A 17827-nucleotide genomic window follows, 5' to 3' on the forward strand; every position below is an offset into this window, starting at 1 on the left:
GAACCAATCTGTGCATACGTAACTGTAGCGACAGCGTGGCAACAAAACGCTCTCCGATTTTGCTCATGCAATTTAACCTGATTGCGTTATTATCTGTGCAATCTTACTTGATCTTTCCCGAACCGAAATCAGGATTAACGGAGGTCGATGGTGTCCGGACAAAAAGACGCAGGCGAAATTCATAAAACAACCGTTCCCAGCCTGGCGCGGCAATGGCGAGAGTGGCTGGACCGCAACGTTTACGATCTGGGCCGGCAGGTGCGCTTGAGTTATTTGCCGCCGCTGATGGTTTATCTGGCGGCCGGTATCTCCGGATTGACCGGCATCGTCGGCACATTTTTCGTTAAGGAATATCTGGGCTTGTCGGCGCAGTTTCTAGCGGCGCTGGGTTTCTGGGCCATGTTGCCCTGGACGCTGAAAATGCCGGTCGGCCATTTGGTCGATTTATTGTGGGACTATAAAAACCGTTTGGTTTATCTGGGCGCCGCGCTGATCGCCGCCAGTTTGTTGATCATGATCAACTTGCTGGACGACCCCGATTATATGGCCACTATCATGTCGGCGGAAAACTGGTATGTCCTGGCGACGCTGTTGGCGCCGGTCGGTTATGTCATCCAGGATACCGTGGCCGACGCGATGACCGTGGAAGCGGTGCCGCGCTACGACGAGCACGGCAACGCGCTCGCCAAGGAAAAAATCCTGCTGGCGCACACGACCATGCAGACCTTGGGGCGGGTGGCGATCATCGGCGGTTCCATGCTGGTGGCGGCGGCCAATGTTCAATTCTTTAGCGGCGTGGCGGAGATGGATGCCGCGCAAAAAGCGCGGATTTATTTGTCCATTTATCACTGGGCCTTGCTGATTCCGCTGATTTCGGTCGCCGGCGTGCTGTTGTCGGTTTATTTAAGGCATCAGGAAGCCTGCCGACTTGCCGCCCAAGGTTACGAGTTCGAGGATATCCAACGCATTCAAAGGCGCCCGGAGCAGGAGCGGACGGAAGTCAATTGGTGGATTTTAGGCGGCGGTATCGCTTTCGCGCTGTTCGCCGCCGTCATGGGCTTGAGCGACGTACCCAACAACGAAGAAATCGTCTTTGCCGGCTCCTTGGGTATCGTCGTGTTCCTGATCTGGCTGTTGACCCGCGACTTGGAGCGGCCGGCCAGGCTGCAATTGTACGGCATCGCTTTCGTCATCTTCGCGTTCCGGGCCGCGCCGACTACCGGCGCCGGCGAAACGTGGTGGATGATCGACGAGCTGGGCTTCGACCAGCAATTCATCTCCAAACTTTCCTTGCTGACCAGCACGTTTACCCTGCTTGGCATGTTTCTGTTTCGCCGCTTCATGGCCGAACGGCCGATTACTTACATCATCGCGGCATTGACCGTCGCCCTGACCGTGCTGTACCTGCCGAACGTGGGCTTGTACTACGGTTTGCATGAATGGACCGCGGCGCATACCGGCGGCGTGGTCGACGCGCGCTTTATCGCCTTGTTCGATACCGCGCTGGAATCCCCACTGGGGCAAGTCTCGATGATTCCGATGCTGGCCTGGATCGCCAATTCGGCGCCGGAAAAACTCAAGGCGACCTATTTCGCCGTGATGGCGGCTTTCGTCAATTTGGCCTTGTCGTTGTCGCAATTGATTACCAAGGGGCTCAACCAGGTCTTTTTGGTTGCCAGAGAGGTCAAAGATTCGGCAACAGGGGCGGTGCAGGTGCCGGCCGACTATAGCGAGTTGGGAAGCTTGTTGTTTTGCGTCATGCTGATCAGTTTCGCCATGCCGATGTTGGCAATACTGGTTGCCAAGCGCACGTTTTTGGCCGGGAAATGAAGAGACGAAAGTAGGTTGGGCAAAGCGATAGCGTGCCCAACAAAAACCTTACAATCTATCGATAGCATAGGAAAGAAAGATGACACAGACAAAAGCGACGATTGCCTGGTTGGGCGCAGGCTTGATGGGTGCGCCGATGGCGGCCCGGTTGTTGGAGGCAGGTTATCCGCTGCGCGTATGGAACCGGACGCAAAGCAAAGTAGCCACGCTTGCAGAGCAAGGCGTCCATATCGCGGCGACGGCAGCCGAGGCGGTGACGGGGGCCGATTTCGTCATAACCATGCTGAGCGACGGCCGGGCGACCGAGACGGTGGTGGAGGGAGTCGACATGGCCGGCAAGACCCTGGTGCAAATGGCGACCATCGGTCCGGGCGAAAATATGCGCTTGGCGGAACGGATTGATAAAGCCGGCGGCGCTTATCTGGAAGCGCCGGTGTTGGGTAGCATTCCTGAGGCCAAGTCGGGTCGTTTGATCATCATGGCCGGCGGCTCCGAAGCGTTGTTCGCCAGGGTTCGACCGATTTTATGTTGTTTGGGAAACGAACCGCGCCGGGTCGGCGAGGTGGGGCAGGCGTCGGCGATGAAGCTGGCGTTGAACCAATTGATTGCGTCGTTGACGGTGGCGTTCTCCACCAGTCTGGCGTTCGCCGAGGAATACGGTGTCGATGTCGAGGCCTTCATGGCGATCTTGCGCGAGAGTGCGCTTTATGCGCCGACTTTCGACAAGAAATTGGCGAAAATGCTGGAACGCAACTACCAGAACCCCAATTTTCCCACCGAACATCTGATCAAGGATATCGATCTGTTCAAGGACCAGGCGAAGGAACTCGATACCCGGTTGCTCGATGTGTTGCGGCAATTATACGGCAGGGCGCAGGCCAAACATGAGCGGGAGGACTATTCCTGTGTCTACGAGGCGGTGCGTGGCGCCGTCGAGTGAATATTGCCACTAGTAGTTACGGATAAGTCCACTATACTTGGTATTCGACGCTTGTCGGTCATTAACGGCGTGCGTTAGCCGGCATTTTGGGGCAAGCGTACTCATTGAAGTCGGCAAGGCGAATGGTTGCACTTATCATGTGGCGGGTGATCCTCGGTGGTCCACGCTTCCTGAACTGGTCCGTCAGCGAACGAATTAAGCCGTCTCGGCGGCATTCCATAGAGGCCGGTACTCACGCAACGAGTTGCACCGGTGTCTAAAATTTCACAGATACTGTTCCTGGCAAATAAGCATTAATATGCCTTGGTCATTGTTTGTCTCCCGGTTTCATTTCAGGGAAGGGTAAGGATTTTCAGCGACCGCTCGAATAATGAGTCGATGCCGCTGCAAGCGATATGACCATTATTTCGGCTTATGGGCCGCGTCGCATAATCTGGCTTGGCAGGGGAGAGTCGAACGAAGTGTTTTGTGTCATTTGAAGCACAAGTCGACAATCTTGAATCTAAGGAGTAATAAATTAATGAGGAATGTGTCCATTAAATGGAGAGTGGGGTTAGTCGTTGGATTAGCCGCGATTGGAATGCTCAGCCAAATCGGATTGCAACAATATGCGTTTCGCCATCTGGAGCAATTGAAGGATTCTCAGATTTTGGTTAGCGATATTAAGTCGGGCATGCTGATGTTGCGCCGCAATGAAAAGGATTTCATTGTCCGCAAAGATCCAAGTTATGTCACTAAATTCAAAAAGAACTATCAAGAAACCCGCGACAACACAGACAAGCTCGGTAGCATACTGAAACGAAACGCTATCGATGCGGCATCCGTTCACGAGTTGGAAAGTGTATTGGAAGCTTATCGGCGCAGCTTCCTGGCTTTAGTGGAGTTGCAACTGCGCATCGGTAAGGACCATCATTCCGGGTTGTATGGGAAATTACGCGATGCTGTGCACCAGGCGGAGGAGCGTATCAATCATCTGAATCAGCTAAAACTGGCCGTGGATATGCTGATGCTGCGCCGGCGGGAAAAAGATTTCATGCTTCGGTACGATCTGTCTTATCTCGATAAATTCAATAAAGACATGGCGGCTTTCCGCCAGGACCTGGCCTTGGCATCCCTGGAGCAGAGAGAAAAACAGGGCATTACCCAGGCAATGCAGCGCTATGAAAATGATTTTAAGGCATTGGTAAATGCGCATGTCGACATGGGCCTGCATAGGGATGCCGGTGTGCTGGGCGATATGCGCCAAACCATTCATCGGAGCGAACAATTGCTCGAGCAATTGCGTGAGACGGCCAGCCAACAAATCGCCTCGAACATCACCCGCTTTGGCATCAGTGCGTTACTGTTCGGTTTGGTATTAATGTGCGCCTTGCTCGGTTTAATCCTCTTTATCATGCCGGGCATCCTAAAGCCGATCCAGCGGCTTGCGGACCTTATGGCGCAGGCCAGTAGGGAGCGGGATGTCACGGTAAGGGCCGATGAATCCGCCCCAAAGGAAATCGCCGCCATGGCCCTAGCCTTTAACCGGATGATGGCGATGCTGCAGCAGATGGTCGCCCAGATCGAGGATTCCGCAAGGGAGCTAGGCAGCGCATCGGAGCAGCTGAGCCAAGCGGTAGAAACCGCCAATAGTGGGGTGAATAATCAACGTTCTGAAACCGAGCAAGTCGCCTCGGCCATGACCGAAATGACGGCGACGGCGCAAGAAGTTGCTCGTTATGCGGCCTCTGCCGCCTCGGCATCCGCCTCGGCGGATCAGGAGGTGCAAAAGGGCTGGGAATCCGTAAAGAAGAATAAAGTAGGTATTGAAGTGCTGGCCGGCGAAGTAACGGAGACGGCAAACATTATCGGCGATTTGAATAAGGAAAGCGAAAACATTGGCATGGTTTTGGGGGTTATTCGCGAGATTGCCGAACAGACCAATCTGTTGGCTCTGAATGCGGCTATCGAGGCAGCCCGCGCCGGAGAACAGGGGCGCGGCTTTGCCGTCGTTGCCGATGAGGTGAGAAAGCTGGCGCAACGTTCGCAGGAATCCACCCAGGAAATCCAAGAGATCGTGGATCGCCTGCAAAATACCGCGCTCAGCGCCGTGTCGGCAATGGAGCAGGGCCAGGAACAGGCGCAAGAAAGCGTGATAGGTTCGGAAATGGCCAGCAATGCGCTCGACGCCATTCATGCGGCTATTTCGGTCATGAAAGACATGAATCTGCAAATATCGACTGCGGCCGAGCAGCAATCGGCGGTAGCCGAGGACATTAATCGCAATATCGTCAATATCAACGACCTGAACCTGGACAATATCGCTCAGTCCGAGCAAACGATGGAAACGGCGTCTTCACTATCGGCGATAGCGGTGCAATTGAAGGAGTTGGTAGGGAGATTTAAGATCGTTTAAGCGGCCAGTCTCCAGTATGTTGAACCTGGAGATCGTCGATCATTTCCTCACAATCGCTTGAATTAACAGAAATATCTCAAAGGCGATCGCTAAACAGCCCAGTGCGATAATGGCTATCGATCCACCGGCCAGCAAGTGGCTGAGAACAATGGTCTGCAGTGCAATCGTGATAGTGGGTTGAACGGCTTCGAATAAATTCCACCACAGTCGATGAAGTTTATTCGGGCAAGAAGTGCCGGCGTGGATATATTCCTCCCAAAGCATGAAGTCCGCGGGGAGTGTTACGCATTTCCTAAAACCGGGCTCGATATGGGTTCTAATGTATGCGCCAACCCTTATGATGGCTTTGCCATTAAAGTAAAGGGCCGCGTCGAATACGACGGGTAAAAGCATGACCGCGAGGAATAAGGTGTCTAGGTATTGCGCGTTCACGCCTTTCGCGATGACCACGCCAAGCATTGCGCCAAGCGCAATCAGCTTGTAATAACCCAATTGATGCGACAGTTTCATCTTCTCCATGATTTCCTCGCGGAGCGACTCATACTGCATTTTCAGTAAATCGAATGCTTTATCCATGGAGTCGATGGGTGATTGTTCAAGTGGCATGTTTTCAAGATTGAGAGCAGTCATCAAGCTAATTCCAATTAGCAATTTTATAATACTAGGCGAAAGACTATGCTTTTAATTACCCTTTCGTTGTGGGTGACGATATGTTTTATAGTTTTCCTGTACCCACTCGAAGAAGATCCTGGAGCTATGTTGTTCCCTGAGTTTAAATACTTTGCTAGAAAATGTTACGGAAGCGTCCTCGGTTGACAGGCCGGGCGCGCAGTAGGGTGACAATAAAGCGCAGGCCGTTAGGTCGGCCCTCGAGAATTGATCCCCGACCAGAAAACGACGTGCTTGCAACGCGTGGTCAAGCTCGTCCAATGCAGCCAGGAAGCGCGTTTCGGCCTGTTTGGCCGATTTGGCATTGATACCCATCAGCTTTTTCATTGCGGTTCGAACCCTGGGAAAGATAAACGGGAATAGCAGGCGACCGATCCACGGCGCGCCATTCAGCATGAATCGCAAGGTGCGGTCGCGGTCGGGGAGTGTGTGGTAATAAAACCATAACCTAAGTGGGACGCCGATTTCCTGGTCAAAATACTTTTCCCAGGCCAAGGCGGTTTCGGCTTCCTTGGCTTCTTCTGGCGTTAGTGCATGAGCCGGATATTTTTGGTCCAGGTAGGTGATGATCTTGCTCGAGTCTTGAACGACAGTGGTTCCGTCCGTGATGATCGGTAATGAGGTCTGTGCGGCAAGTTTGCGCGTCACCCTGGCATGAAGTCCAGGCAATAGGTTGACCGGCGTGTAAGGTATGTTTTTGTAGTCAAGCGCCCAGCGAACTTTCTCGCAATAATGTGAAAACCGGAATTGATACAGCTTGATCATGGAAACCTGCCATTCTGGGATAATGCCGTTACTGCTCAAAAAAGATGAGCCTGCCCCAGCTACTTATACTTTATAAGCCTTAGCCGGAACAATATTTTTCGTGTGAATGCTTGAGTTGTGGGGGTGGATCGATTGTTTTTCCGGCGCCGGTTGGCAAGGGCATTTCGCTTAATCCCGTTCGACTACCTCACATAGCCTCCAACGCGCCCCGCAGAAAAAATTCGCTGACCACCAACGGTTGCTTTTTAATGGCATAAATCGTCCGGCGTCCCCAAATCGTTTCTTCGATCTTCACCAGTTGGCGAATGTCGCTACTCCAATCATTCGGTTTGATGCTGCAGATATCGAGTTGCCGTCGTTCCAGGTCGGGATAGGAAAAAATAACCTCGCCCAGCGGGCGTGTGCCTAAGTGGGACAAGTTACGCTTGGCGATTTTGATGGTGTTTGTCGGCAGAATGGTGCGGGCCAGGATCAGCGGCTTGCCGTCGGCATGCAGCAGAACTTCACGAACCAGCCCATATTGCTGATGGGGCAGGTGTAATTGTTTGCACTCGCTTAAAAAAGCGGGGCGCCACTGGTGGAACAAAATTTTTACTGCGAAACTGTCGCCGTAAAAACCGCGTAATCGTTTGGTCAGCGAGCCGGCTTCGTAAACCCAGGAGCCGACGGCTTGGGGCAGGGCGTGGCGCAGACCAGGGTGGTTTGGCTTCCAGCATGGCTCTTGCTTGAATAAGAAACTGTTGTTAGGCACGTTGCTTGCGGATCGTCAAATGCTGTTGATAAAAGTGAAAAAATACTTCACGGTAGGATGTCGAACGAATAGTCAGCTTTCTTTGCTGAGCGGTCCGTTATCGTCCGCAGAACTGCTTTGTCTGTCCAGCATGCCGACATCCAATACCGGGGAGGCATCGATATCCTGGGCGTCCATCATTTGCGCCAGCCGTTGCAGGGCGGAAATAATCATGGTTTTTTCCCAATCCTGCAAGGTTTCGAACTGACGGGTGAAATGGTCCTGCAAAGGAATGGGCGCATTCTTCAATATTTCGATTGCCTCATTTGTCAGATGGGCATGTACCTTGCGTTTGTCCGTTGTAGAGCGTTCGCGGTAGACCAATTTGCGCTTTTCCAGCCTATCCAGAATTGTCGTAACGGTGGCCTGGCTGAGGCTGATTTCGTTGGCCAATTCGCCGATGGTTGCCTGGCCTTTCGTATGGATGGTCTTGAGTAGCAAGATCTGCGGCGCGGTCAGGCCGGTGGTTTTGGCAAGATGCTTGGAATGAAGGTCGGTAGCCCTGATGACGCGGCGCAGGGCAATAAGTACTTCCTCGATGCGCTCCAATAGTGTGTCCTATCGTTGTTTGAAAAATACTGATTATAAACCGGCTAACACTACAAGCCGATCGATTTCAATGATATCGCGGTCAATGAAAAATGAATTTTAACAGCCGCTGAAATTCTTGCTCGCCATGGAATTCAATGCTTTCAACGGATTTTTCATTGGCCTGAATAAAAATTGCGTGAGGGTAAGGCGGTGGACAATAAAATTCTTTAGTGTACAATGTATTAATATCGCTGAACAATAGGTGGTCTGATTTTGTTTATGGTATTAAAACATTATTTTACTGCGTAAAACTATCTTTACCTGGGTAACTTATTGTTTAGTGTCGTAAATATTAGACATATATCAATCATGCGAGAGTCAAAATCCGAATCAATAGATATCAATTTACGCCCGCCTCAAGCGGAGGACGGCGCCTCAGTATTTCAGTTGGTGGCACATTGTCCGCCGCTTGACCCCAATTCCATGTACTGCAATTTGTTGCAATGCAGCCATTTTGCCGGGACTTCGGTAGCGGCGCTCAACCAAGACGATTTAGTCGGTTTTATCTCCGGGTATCTGATCCCGGAACGTCAGGATTGCCTATTCATTTGGCAGGTGGCCGTTAGCGAGAAGGCCAGGGGGCAAGGGCTGGCGACCAGGATGTTGAACGATATTCTGGCGCGTCCTCAATGCGCCGATGTCCGTTTCCTGGAAACGACGATTACCGAAGAGAACAGGGCCTCGTGGGCTTTATTCCAAGGATTGGCAAAGAAACTGAACACGGAATTGCACACGAAGGTGATGTTCGATCGAAAACAGCATTTTGATAACGCGCATGATACGGAAATGTTGGTCAGGGTCGGTCCGTTCCAATGAAGTTAGGCCGGCGTTTGGCTGGGATATGTTCCGTGACTAAAGATTAATAGGAGAAGTAAACATGAAAATTTTTGAAGAAATCGAATCGGAAGTGCAGAGCTATGCGCGTTCGTTTCCGCGGGTGTTCAATAAAGCCCAAGGCGAGTTTCTTTACGACGAAGAAGGCAACAAATATCTCGATTTTCTTGCCGGGGCGGGTACGTTAAATTACGGGCACAACAATCCCATTTTTAAAGAGAAACTGCTCAAATATATCCATAATGACGGTATCACCCATGGCTTGGATTTGCATACCAAGGCCAAAGGCGAATTTTTGGAGACCTTCAACGAAAAAATTCTGAAGCCGCGCGGCCTCGACTATGTCGTGCAATTTACCGGACCGACCGGCACCAATGCCGTCGAAGCGGCGTTGAAACTGGCCAGGAACGTGACCGGGCGCGAGAATATCGTGGCTTTTACCAACGGCTTCCACGGCGTCAGTCTCGGTTCGTTGGCGGCGACCGGTAACTCGCACCATCGCGGGGCGGCCGGTGTCAGTCTGATCGGCACCAGCCGTATCCCTTATGACGGTTATCTCGGCGACGATATCGACACTACCGCTTATTTGGACAAGGTATTGTCCGACTCCAGTAGCGGTATCGACAAGCCGGCGGCGGTGATTGTCGAAACCGTGCAGGGCGAGGGCGGTATCAACGCAGCCAGTTTCGAATGGTTGAGAAACTTGCAGGAAGTGTGCAGAAGGCACGAGGTATTGCTGATCGTCGATGACATCCAGGCCGGTTGCGGCCGCACCGGCACCTATTTCAGCTTCGAGGACGCCGGTATATCCCCCGACATCGTGACGATGTCGAAATCCTTGGGCGGTTACGGCCTACCATTCGCGGTGGTGTTGTTCCGTCCCGAACTGGATCAATGGAAGCCGGGCGAACATAATGGTACTTTCCGCGGTAATAACTTCGCTTTCGTGACGGCAAAGGCCGCGATCGACCATTACTGGTCGGACGATAAACTGTCGCAGGAAGTTAAGCGCAAAGGGGAATATATCTCTCAACGCCTGCAAGCCATCATCGACCAGTACGGCGAGGGAAATTTTACCGCACGCGGCCGAGGCATGTTCCAGGGTATCAATTGCGTCAATGGCGATTTGGCCGGAAAAATCACCCGCCGGGCCTTCAAACAAAACTTGATCATCGAAACCAGTGGCGCCGACGACCATGTCGTCAAATTTTTGTGTCCGCTGATTATCAGTGATGAAAATTTGAAAAAAGGGCTCGATATCGTCGAGCAGGCGATCAAGGAAGTGTGCGGCAAGGAAGATTCCATTCCGGAAGAAAAGGATTATTTCGAAAGCACGAAACTGGCCAGCTGAGAGCTTGGACTATCTTAGAGGCGCCGCATAAGGCTAGTGTCGAGCGGATTTCCCGTGGGACGCGTGCGTTAGAAAACAGCGCGAGTCCTACGGCGGATTCCAACAGAAATAAAACATTGTTTTTCGTCCTAACTTTTCTTTCCGGACTTTTCCTCATTTAGCACTTCTCATCGACTGGAGTGATCCTTTTAGTCGATGAGAGAATGCGGTGTCTTTTTTGCTGGCTTCGAGCCAGCCAGTACCTACAACCTCTTTGATCAATACCAAACAAGATAATGATAGTTAGAAATTTAGCCGAAGCAGAACAAAGCAATCGTCGAATCGTCTCGCCAGACGGCAATTGGGAAAGTACCCGAATGTTGTTGAAAGACGATAACATGGGATTTTCCTTCCATATTACAACCATTTATCAAGGTGCGGATTTCCGCATGCATTATAAAAACCACCTCGAGTCGGTGTACTGCATGTCCGGCGAAGGCGAAGTCGAAACGCTGGCCGATGGCAAAAAATATCCCATCTCGCCAGGTACCTTGTATATCCTGGACAAGCATGACGAGCATATTTTGCGCGCCTTCAGCGAAATGAAGATGGCCTGCGTCTTTAACCCGCCCTTGAACGGTAAGGAAGTGCACAATGCCGAAGGTGCCTATGAATTGGTAGCGGAGGAAATCAGCGACTGAGCGCTTTAAACTCAACAGGAGGAAATAATTCATTATGTTTACCGAGCAACTACTCGAATTGGATAGGACTAGCGATATCTATCCTTCCCGTGGTTATGGGGCGGCGCGGTTACTGGAACGGAAAGACCCTGTTGTGTATGCGTCCACGGAGCAGGAAAGTCCGATCGATATTGCCTTAGTCCGGCAATATAGGACGCGGGGCTTTCTGGTGCTGGAAAATTTTTTCTCCAAGCAAGAAGTTGCTTGCTTTCGTGAGGAACTCGATCGCCTAGGCGAGGGTGCAAAACTTCGCCAAACAGAAGAAATCATTACGGAGACCGAGAGCGGCGATATCCGTTCCCTGTTTAAGGTCCATGAGAACAATTTGCTGTTTGGCCAATTGGCACGCGATCAGCGTATCGCGGGTTTGGCGCAATATTTGTTAGACGATCAAGTGTATATTCATCAGTCGCGCGTCAACTACAAGCCCGGTTTCAGGGCCAAGGAATTCTATTGGCATTCCGATTTTGAAACCTGGCATGTCGAGGACGGCATGCCTCGCATGCGGGCAGTGAGTATTTCGATCGCGTTGACCGATAACTATGCCTGCAACGGCCCTCTGATGTTGGTGCCGGGTTCGCATGATTACTTCGCGGTATGCGAGGGGGAAACCCCCGACCAGCATTACCGGAGTTCGCTGAAGATGCAGCAATACGGTGTGCCCAGCGATCGGTTGTTGCAAAAGTTGGTGCGACGAGGCGGTATCGTTCAGGCTACCGGCAAGGCGGGCAACGTGATCGTTTTCGATTGCAATGTCATGCACGGCTCGGGGAGCAACATCACCCCTTATCCGCGTTCCAACATCTTTTTTGTTTATAACGCGATTTCCAACCGGGTGCAGGAACCCTTCGGCAACCTGTTGCCGCGTCCGGAGTATCTTTGTTCCAGGGAGCAAATCAAACCCATCGTGCCGCAACAATTTGACTATACAGACCGATGACCGAAGAAGAATGCTTACAACTCAAGCGTTTGGTCCGTTCACGCATCGCCTTGCTGGAAGAAGTATTGGGCGGCGCCGTGGTGGTGTCCGATAAGAAGCAAGAGCAGGAAGACGATGAGGCCGCGAATCTGGATTTGACCATCAATTCGGCCGTCGAGTCGCGCGTGGTGGAGAATACCAAGTTGGAGCTGGTGCGCTTGAAACGGAATTTGCAATGGCTGAACAGCGAAGATGCGGGATATTGCGAGCAGTGTGGCCGTGAAATTCCCTTTGCCCGTTTGAAAACGGTCCCTGATACACAGTTCTGCGTGTTTTGCGCGGATAGCAGCAGGAAATCTTAATCAATGAATGATCATAGTGTAGAAAAAATCGGCGGTACGTCGATGAGTGATTATGTCTCGGTGCGGGATAATATTATCCTGAAACCGATGCGTGAGGAATCGTTGTATCAACGAATTTTCGTCGTATCCGCCTATGGCGGCATTACCGACCGCTTGTTGGAACATAAAAAAAACGGCCAACCGGGCGTGTTCGCTTTGTTCGCCAACGGCCGCAACGATGAAAGCTGGCGCGAGGCCTTGTTGTCGCTGAAACAGGAACTGTTCGCGATCAATGCGTCCTTGTTCGATGACGAAGATATGTTGGAACGAGCGAACCGTTTCATCGGCGAGCGCCTGGATAATGCGCATAAATGCCTGGAGGATCTGCAAAGCTTGTGCCGGCACGGCCATTTCGCATTGGAAGCCCATCTCGCCACGGTCAGGGAAATGCTGGCCAGTATCGGCGAAGCGCACAGTGCGTGGAACACCACGCAGTTGTTGCAGCGCGACGGCGTCAATGCCTGCCTGGTCGACTTGACCGGCTGGAATTCGGCCAAGCATACGTCCTTGGACGAGCGCATACTGTCGGCATTCAAGGATGTCGATTTGCAGACGCAACTGCCGATCGTCACCGGGTATGCCCATAGCGAGGAAGGCTTGATGTCCACCTTCGATCGCGGTTACAGCGAAATGACGTTTAGCCGCATCGCGGTGTTGACCGAGGCCAAGGAAACGGTCATCCACAAGGAATTTCATTTAAGCAGTGCCGATCCCAGGCTGGTGGGCGAGGACAATGCCGTACCCATCGGCCGTACCAACTACGATGTGGCCGACCAGCTGGCCAACCTGGGCATGGAGGCGATTCATCCCAAGGCGGCCAAGGGGCTGCGGCGGCACGACATACCGTTGCGGGTCAAGAACACCTTCGAACCGGAGCATGCCGGCACGTTGATTACCGGCGATTACATTAGCGACAAGCCGTGCGTGGAAATCATCGCCGGTTGCAAGGGCGTCTACGCCATCGAGCTGTTCGACCAGGATATGGCCGGTAATATCGATCAGTACGATAAGGAAATTCTGACCGTGATAAGACGCTTCAATGCGCATATCGTCTCCAAGGACATCAATGCCAACACCATCACCCATTACCTGTCGACCAATTTGAAAACGGTGAAAAGAATCCGTCATGTCCTGCAGGAACGCTTTGCCGAGGCCGACATCAATCAGCGGAAGGTTGCCATCGCTTCGGCCATCGGCAGCGACATGCAAATACCCGGGATCTTGGCCAAGACGGTCGCGGCGCTGGCCGACAGCAATATCAGCGTGCTAGCGATACATCAATCGATGCGCCAGGTAGACATGCAGCTGGTCGTTAGCGAGGATGATTTCGACCAGGCCATCAAGAGCCTGCATCGCGCCCTGGTGGAAGTGCATGATCATGGGCGGGCGATATGCCTCGCTTGCTGATTTTTTGTCTGTCGATTGTCTTTTTTGCTTCTATTCAATCGGCATACGGCGATCCAACCAATCGGCAAGATAGCATCGAGCAAGAGGTGGAGAGTCTCGACAAGCCGCTGTATTCGCCTTTTGTCGAACGTTATGTGCTGGATGAATTGAAACAACTACGAATCGACCTGGGCACGCAAAAGGCGGAGTTGATTCAGCAAATCGTCGACCGTGAGTTGGCTTCGGTCGATCGCGCCGTCGCCTATGCCACCGATACCATAACGTATTTTTTCTACCTGATTGCCGGGGCGACGTCGGTATTGGTATTAGTGGGATGGTCCTCGATAAGAGACATCAAGGAACGTGTTCATTCCCTGGCCGACGAGGAAATTTCCAAGCTGGTCAAAGAATACGAGCAAAGGCTTCGCGACGTGGAACAACAGCTCAACCAGGAAACGAAACATATCGAACACAACCGCGCCGAAATCGAACGCACACGCGAATTGCAATCGTTATGGCTGCGCGCGGCGCAAGATCATAATCCGGCTAATAAAATCCTGATCTATGATCAAATCCTGAAGCTGCGCAGCAATGACTGCGAGGCATTGACCTATAAAGCCGATGCGGTATTGGAGTTGGGTGAGCCGCAATGGGCGGCCAATCTATGCCACCAGGCGCTGATTATCGAACCGGACAATTGCCATGCCTTTTACCAGTTGGCCTGCGCCTACACGGCGATGAAGCAATATGACGAGGCCGTCCGTTATTTAGGGGAAACCTTAAGCCGCTCGGAAACCTATCGCGAGGATATTCTGAAGGAGCCGGCGTTGCAAGCGTTGCACGATTTTAACCCGTTCCAGAAATTGTTGAACCTGAAGGAATAGCTCCGCTTGACAGCCCGGACCGCAACGCCGGTTGCCCCACGCGATTGCCATATGACCATTATCTTTCGAGAATCACAACATGATCTTAAGTTTCATCTTTTTCCTGCTAGTCTTCGTTCTCATTGGCGTCAGCTCGTTGTTCCAGAGCCGAGGCGATAAAAAGGACTATTATTTGGCCAGCGGTTCGGTGCATCCCGCCCTGGTCGGCTTATCCGCCGTCGCCACCAACAACAGCGGCTATATGTTCATCGGCGTGATCGGTTATACCTACGTCACCGGCCTGGCTTCGATCTGGCTGATGTGCGGCTGGATACTGGGGGATTATCTCGGTTCGACCTTTATTCATTCGCGTTTGCACCAATCGACTCGTGCCTCGGGCGAGGTCAGTTATGCTGGCGTGTTGAGTAATTGGCACGGCGAGAATTACGAACGCTTGCAAAAACTGATCGCCTTGATTTCTTTGGTCTTCTTGATGGCTTATTCCAGTGCCCAATTGGTGGCCGGCAGCAAGGCCTTGCATGTGTTATTCGGCTGGCCGCAGTGGGCCGGCGCGGTGATGGGTACGGTGTTGGTCATTCTGTATTGTTTCGCCGGCGGCATCCGTGCGTCGATCTGGACCGACGCCGCGCAATCGGTCGTTATGATGTTGGCGATGGGACTGTTGTTGGTGGTGGCGGTCAATTCGCTGGGAGGCATCGACGGCGCCATCCAAAGAATGGACCGAGTGCCGGGCTTCATGGATTGGTTTCCGAAGGATGAGGTGCTTCCCGGCTTGGCTGGTGGCATCGTCTTCATTGTAGGCTGGATGTTCGCCGGCCTGTCCGTGATCGGCCAGCCGCATATCATGGTGCGCTTCATGACCCTGGACGACATCGATCATATGCGTCAAGCCAGGCTTTGGTATTACCTATGGTTCATCGTCTTCTATTGCATGGCGACCGCTGTCGGCATGCTGTCGCGCGTTTATCTGGGCGATATGAGTTCCTTCGACGCCGAACTAGCGTTGCCGACCATGGCCCAGCAATTGTTGCCGCCGGTGTTGGTCGGATTGATCCTAGCTGGCATTTTCGCCGCCACGATGAGTACTGCCGATTCGCTGATTTTGAGTTGTTCGGCCTCGCTGACTCACGATCTGTTGCCGCACAAGAGCGAAAACATGCTGCTACTGAAATCGATGACGACGCTGATCGCGTTGTCCGCCTTGCTATGGGCCTTCGTCAATAGCCAAAGCGTGTTCAGTCTGGTCATCATGGCCTGGTCCGGCCTGGCCAGCGCCTTCGCGCCGTTGTTGATCGTGCTGAGTCTGGGAGCAAAACCCGGTCAAAAATCCACGCTGCTGGCGGTGTGTGCGGGATTATCGGCGGCGTTAATATGGCGCTATTTAGGCTGGAACAATGTCGTCTACGAAGGCATGGCCGGCATGTTGACGGGTTTGTTGATCTTTTACGGTGACGCACAATACCGAAAAATGAGGCTTGGCTGGGTGTCTTCTTCGCCAGATAAATAAATTCACGTTTATCCTCCTCATCCGAGAATCCCTTATTTTTATTCCGAACTGACCAGGCCGAGTGGCTCCTGTTGTCAAAGCTTAACCGAAGATAAGCCGAGTATACTGTCGTTGAGTTGGTTAATTATCCATCATAAGGTTTAAACCACCGGCTTTAGCCGGTCAGCTTTAGCTGCGATAATTTGCCCAAGGAGGTGGCGATGGACTATAGATACGGCAGCCATACGGTTTACCAAATTGAGTATCATTTTGTTTGGGTTACGAAGTATCGTTATAAAGTGCTGAAGGATGAAATAGCCGAACGAGTGAGAGACTTGGTGCGGCAGACATGCGAAGCCTTTGAGATACGGATTATCAAAGGTGTCGTGAGCAAAGATCATGTGCACATTTTGGTGAGTGCGCCGCCGACTATGGCCCCAAGCGAAATCATGAGGCGAATCAAGGGACGAACTTCGAGCTATCTGTTCGAAGAGTTCCCGCACTTGAAAAAGCGATATTGGGGTCGACATTTTTGAGCCCGCGGTTATTTTTGCGCCACAGTGGGGCAAATGACTGATGAGATGATAAAGCAATATTTGGAGCATCACTTTGAACCTAATCCAAACGATAATTTCAAGATGGAGCCCGACTAAGACGCGTCGTTTAGTCGACGCGTATCCGGACTTTCAGTCCGTTATTGGAACCCACCCGCTTGAGCGGGTGGTTGTTTAGTGATATCAATCCAGCGCGTTTTTACAAAGTGTTTTCAGCAGCAGAAACCAAACCGAAGTAATGGATTTTCCGTATTGTGGTCATACAGGCATGAACAAAGTATCTGAGCGGCGCTTACGGGCGTATGTTTATGAGCTAACCGGTAAAATTGGCGAACACGATATTTTTCATCCGGATGCGCTTTGTGCCGCGGAGGCATATATCAGTGAAGATTGGCGGTGACAAGGCTACGCCGTTAATAAACAAACATATTCCTCACAAAGGGTTGCCTGCGCTAATCTTGAAATTACCCGTCCCGGTGGCGGTGCTGACGATGATGTCATTGTGATCGGTGCGCATTATGATTCGGTCTTGGGTAGTCCGGGCGCTAATGATAATGGCAGCGGGGTTGCAGCTTTGCTAGAACTTTCTCGCCTATTCAAGGAGGTTACGCCAAAAATTGGTTTGCGTTTCGCCGCTTTCGTGAACGAAGAACCGCCTTTTTTTCTTCTGGAACAGCATGGGCAGTATGATCTATGCGGAAGCGGCCCGGCAACGCGGTGATGTAATCCGCTTTATGATTTCGCTGGAGACCATCGGCTATTATCGAAATCAAAAGGGCAGTCAAACCTACCCCCCATTGCTGAAGTATTTTTATCCAGATACCGGCAACTTTATCGCATTTGTTTCCAATTTGAGCTCCCGCAGCATCATGAAAGACTGTGTCCGAACGTTTTCCTCGGTCACGGATTTCCCGGTGCAATCCATTGCCACTCTGGAACTTGTGCCAGGCGTAACCTGGAGCGATCATCTGGCGTTTTGGCGGCACGGATATAAGGCTTTCATGATCACAGATACCGCCTTTTATCGTTATCCCTATTATCATACGGCGCAAGATACACCGGATAAGCTCAACTACGAGCCGTTCGTAGCAATGACCAATTGGATTGTTTTTGATGCTTTGTGATTTGACCGGTGTTGGGCCTAATTTATAGGGCCGTCGGTGCGATTAGCATAGCGTAATCGCTCGCCTAGGAGTATGACCTCCCTCCGATTACGCTTTCGCTAATCGAGGCTACGCGCTTTTATGACGTTTGAGGTGGAAAACAGACTTAACGGAAGGTGTAAACGTAGGGGGGTAATGGCAACCAATGCT

Annotated in this window: 18 protein-coding genes and 1 pseudogene; 15 read left to right on the forward strand and 4 right to left on the reverse strand. The window is 51.9% G+C overall.

Annotated elements, in window-relative coordinates; all coding sequences use genetic code 11:
* Positions 1 to 147 precede the first annotated feature (147 nt).
* The 3 genes from EP25_RS0117790 to EP25_RS0117800 all read left to right on the forward strand — a co-directional run bounded on the left by EP25_RS0117790 (position 148) and on the right by EP25_RS0117800 (position 5165).
* Complete coding sequence (locus tag EP25_RS0117790; protein WP_084191086.1) at positions 148 to 1830, forward strand: MFS transporter; 1683 nt, start codon at positions 148 to 150, stop codon at positions 1828 to 1830.
* A gap of 79 nt (positions 1831 to 1909) precedes the next feature.
* Positions 1910 to 2770, forward strand: coding sequence for an NAD(P)-dependent oxidoreductase (locus EP25_RS0117795; protein ID WP_031435132.1), 861 nt, complete (start codon positions 1910 to 1912; stop codon positions 2768 to 2770).
* Positions 2771 to 3350: 580 nt separating this feature from the next.
* Positions 3351 to 5165 (forward strand): methyl-accepting chemotaxis protein, encoded by a 1815-nt coding sequence (locus EP25_RS0117800; protein ID WP_051906836.1) that lies wholly within the window; start codon positions 3351 to 3353, stop codon positions 5163 to 5165.
* A gap of 39 nt (positions 5166 to 5204) precedes the next feature.
* Here the strand turns inward: EP25_RS0117800 and EP25_RS0117805 are convergent, their stop codons facing one another.
* The 4 genes from EP25_RS0117805 to EP25_RS0117820 form a co-directional block, all read right to left on the reverse strand.
* On the reverse strand, positions 5205 to 5795 hold the full coding sequence (locus EP25_RS0117805; RefSeq protein WP_031435134.1) for a hypothetical protein: 591 nt from the start codon (positions 5793 to 5795) through the stop codon (positions 5205 to 5207).
* 51 nt (positions 5796 to 5846) lie between these two features.
* Entirely contained in the window at positions 5847 to 6599 is a 753-nt protein-coding gene (locus tag EP25_RS0117810; protein ID WP_051906838.1) for a glutathione S-transferase family protein, read from the reverse strand.
* A 187-nt stretch (positions 6600 to 6786) separates the two neighbouring features.
* On the reverse strand, positions 6787 to 7350 hold the full coding sequence (locus EP25_RS0117815) for a chorismate--pyruvate lyase family protein (RefSeq protein WP_031435136.1): 564 nt from the start codon (positions 7348 to 7350) through the stop codon (positions 6787 to 6789).
* A 72-nt stretch (positions 7351 to 7422) separates the two neighbouring features.
* A complete protein-coding gene (locus EP25_RS0117820; protein WP_031435137.1) occupies positions 7423 to 7938 on the reverse strand; it encodes a MarR family winged helix-turn-helix transcriptional regulator in 516 nt (171 codons plus the stop codon).
* 351 nt (positions 7939 to 8289) lie between these two features.
* On the opposite strand from EP25_RS0117820, the gene ectA reads away from it, so the two are divergent.
* The 12 genes and pseudogenes from ectA to EP25_RS23645 all read left to right on the forward strand — a co-directional run bounded on the left by ectA (position 8290) and on the right by EP25_RS23645 (position 17638).
* Complete coding sequence (ectA, locus tag EP25_RS0117830; RefSeq protein ID WP_031435138.1) at positions 8290 to 8796, forward strand: diaminobutyrate acetyltransferase; 507 nt, start codon at positions 8290 to 8292, stop codon at positions 8794 to 8796.
* A gap of 61 nt (positions 8797 to 8857) precedes the next feature.
* Complete coding sequence (gene ectB, locus EP25_RS0117835; RefSeq protein WP_031435139.1) at positions 8858 to 10165, forward strand: diaminobutyrate--2-oxoglutarate transaminase; 1308 nt, start codon at positions 8858 to 8860, stop codon at positions 10163 to 10165.
* A 275-nt stretch (positions 10166 to 10440) separates the two neighbouring features.
* Positions 10441 to 10845 (forward strand): ectoine synthase, encoded by a 405-nt coding sequence (locus tag EP25_RS0117840; RefSeq protein WP_031435140.1) that lies wholly within the window; start codon positions 10441 to 10443, stop codon positions 10843 to 10845.
* A 34-nt stretch (positions 10846 to 10879) separates the two neighbouring features.
* Positions 10880 to 11824, forward strand: coding sequence for an ectoine hydroxylase (thpD, locus tag EP25_RS0117845; RefSeq protein WP_036300740.1), 945 nt, complete (start codon positions 10880 to 10882; stop codon positions 11822 to 11824).
* Positions 11821 to 12165 carry a TraR/DksA family transcriptional regulator gene (locus tag EP25_RS22125; RefSeq protein WP_036300743.1) on the forward strand — a complete coding sequence of 115 codons (345 nt, stop codon included), beginning with the start codon at positions 11821 to 11823 and terminating at the stop codon, positions 12163 to 12165. The genes thpD and EP25_RS22125 overlap by 4 nt, the downstream gene beginning before the upstream one ends.
* Positions 12166 to 12168: 3 nt before the next feature.
* Positions 12169 to 13611, forward strand: coding sequence for an aspartate kinase (locus EP25_RS0117855; protein ID WP_031435143.1), 1443 nt, complete (start codon positions 12169 to 12171; stop codon positions 13609 to 13611).
* Complete coding sequence (locus EP25_RS0117860; RefSeq protein ID WP_031435144.1) at positions 13596 to 14474, forward strand: TPR end-of-group domain-containing protein; 879 nt, start codon at positions 13596 to 13598, stop codon at positions 14472 to 14474. Before EP25_RS0117855 ends, EP25_RS0117860 begins: the two co-directional genes overlap by 16 nt.
* 79 nt (positions 14475 to 14553) lie before the next feature.
* The gene (locus EP25_RS0117865; RefSeq protein WP_031435145.1) at positions 14554 to 15981 is read left to right on the forward strand and encodes a sodium/proline symporter; all 1428 of its coding nucleotides are present in this window, start codon (positions 14554 to 14556) and stop codon (positions 15979 to 15981) included.
* Positions 15982 to 16181: 200 nt separating this feature from the next.
* Positions 16182 to 16613 (forward strand): annotated as a pseudogene (gene tnpA, locus EP25_RS0117870) (IS200/IS605 family transposase).
* Positions 16614 to 16782: 169 nt separating this feature from the next.
* Entirely contained in the window at positions 16783 to 16914 is a 132-nt protein-coding gene (locus tag EP25_RS24090; RefSeq protein ID WP_268745423.1) for a hypothetical protein, read from the forward strand.
* Between the two features lie 102 nt (positions 16915 to 17016).
* Positions 17017 to 17235 carry a M28 family peptidase gene (locus EP25_RS24255; protein ID WP_200875051.1) on the forward strand — a complete coding sequence of 73 codons (219 nt, stop codon included), beginning with the start codon at positions 17017 to 17019 and terminating at the stop codon, positions 17233 to 17235.
* Complete coding sequence (locus tag EP25_RS23645) at positions 17192 to 17638, forward strand: M28 family peptidase (protein WP_268745424.1); 447 nt, start codon at positions 17192 to 17194, stop codon at positions 17636 to 17638. The genes EP25_RS24255 and EP25_RS23645 overlap by 44 nt, the downstream gene beginning before the upstream one ends.
* The last annotated feature ends 189 nt before the right edge of the window (positions 17639 to 17827 follow it).

Origin of the sequence: Methylomarinum vadi, assembly GCF_000733935.1 — a bacterium.
GTDB lineage: Bacteria > Pseudomonadota > Gammaproteobacteria > Methylococcales > Methylomonadaceae > Methylomarinum > Methylomarinum vadi.

Coding starts and splice junctions, on each gene's coding strand:
- EP25_RS0117790 (WP_084191086.1), top strand. CDS start 148: ATGGTGTCCGGACAAAAAGACGCAGGCGAAATTCATAAAACAACCGTT.
- EP25_RS0117795 (WP_031435132.1), top strand. CDS start 1,910: ATGACACAGACAAAAGCGACGATTGCCTGGTTGGGCGCAGGCTTGATG.
- EP25_RS0117800 (WP_051906836.1), top strand. CDS start 3,351: ATGCTCAGCCAAATCGGATTGCAACAATATGCGTTTCGCCATCTGGAG.
- EP25_RS0117805 (WP_031435134.1), bottom strand. CDS start 5,795: ATGACTGCTCTCAATCTTGAAAACATGCCACTTGAACAATCACCCATC.
- EP25_RS0117810 (WP_051906838.1), bottom strand. CDS start 6,599: ATGATCAAGCTGTATCAATTCCGGTTTTCACATTATTGCGAGAAAGTT.
- ectA (WP_031435138.1), top strand. CDS start 8,290: ATGCGAGAGTCAAAATCCGAATCAATAGATATCAATTTACGCCCGCCT.
- ectB (WP_031435139.1), top strand. CDS start 8,858: ATGAAAATTTTTGAAGAAATCGAATCGGAAGTGCAGAGCTATGCGCGT.
- EP25_RS0117840 (WP_031435140.1), top strand. CDS start 10,441: ATGATAGTTAGAAATTTAGCCGAAGCAGAACAAAGCAATCGTCGAATC.
- thpD (WP_036300740.1), top strand. CDS start 10,880: ATGTTTACCGAGCAACTACTCGAATTGGATAGGACTAGCGATATCTAT.
- EP25_RS22125 (WP_036300743.1), top strand. CDS start 11,821: ATGACCGAAGAAGAATGCTTACAACTCAAGCGTTTGGTCCGTTCACGC.
- EP25_RS0117855 (WP_031435143.1), top strand. CDS start 12,169: ATGAATGATCATAGTGTAGAAAAAATCGGCGGTACGTCGATGAGTGAT.
- EP25_RS0117860 (WP_031435144.1), top strand. CDS start 13,596: ATGCCTCGCTTGCTGATTTTTTGTCTGTCGATTGTCTTTTTTGCTTCT.
- EP25_RS0117865 (WP_031435145.1), top strand. CDS start 14,554: ATGATCTTAAGTTTCATCTTTTTCCTGCTAGTCTTCGTTCTCATTGGC.
- EP25_RS24090 (WP_268745423.1), top strand. CDS start 16,783: ATGAACAAAGTATCTGAGCGGCGCTTACGGGCGTATGTTTATGAGCTA.
- EP25_RS23645 (WP_268745424.1), top strand. CDS start 17,192: ATGGGCAGTATGATCTATGCGGAAGCGGCCCGGCAACGCGGTGATGTA.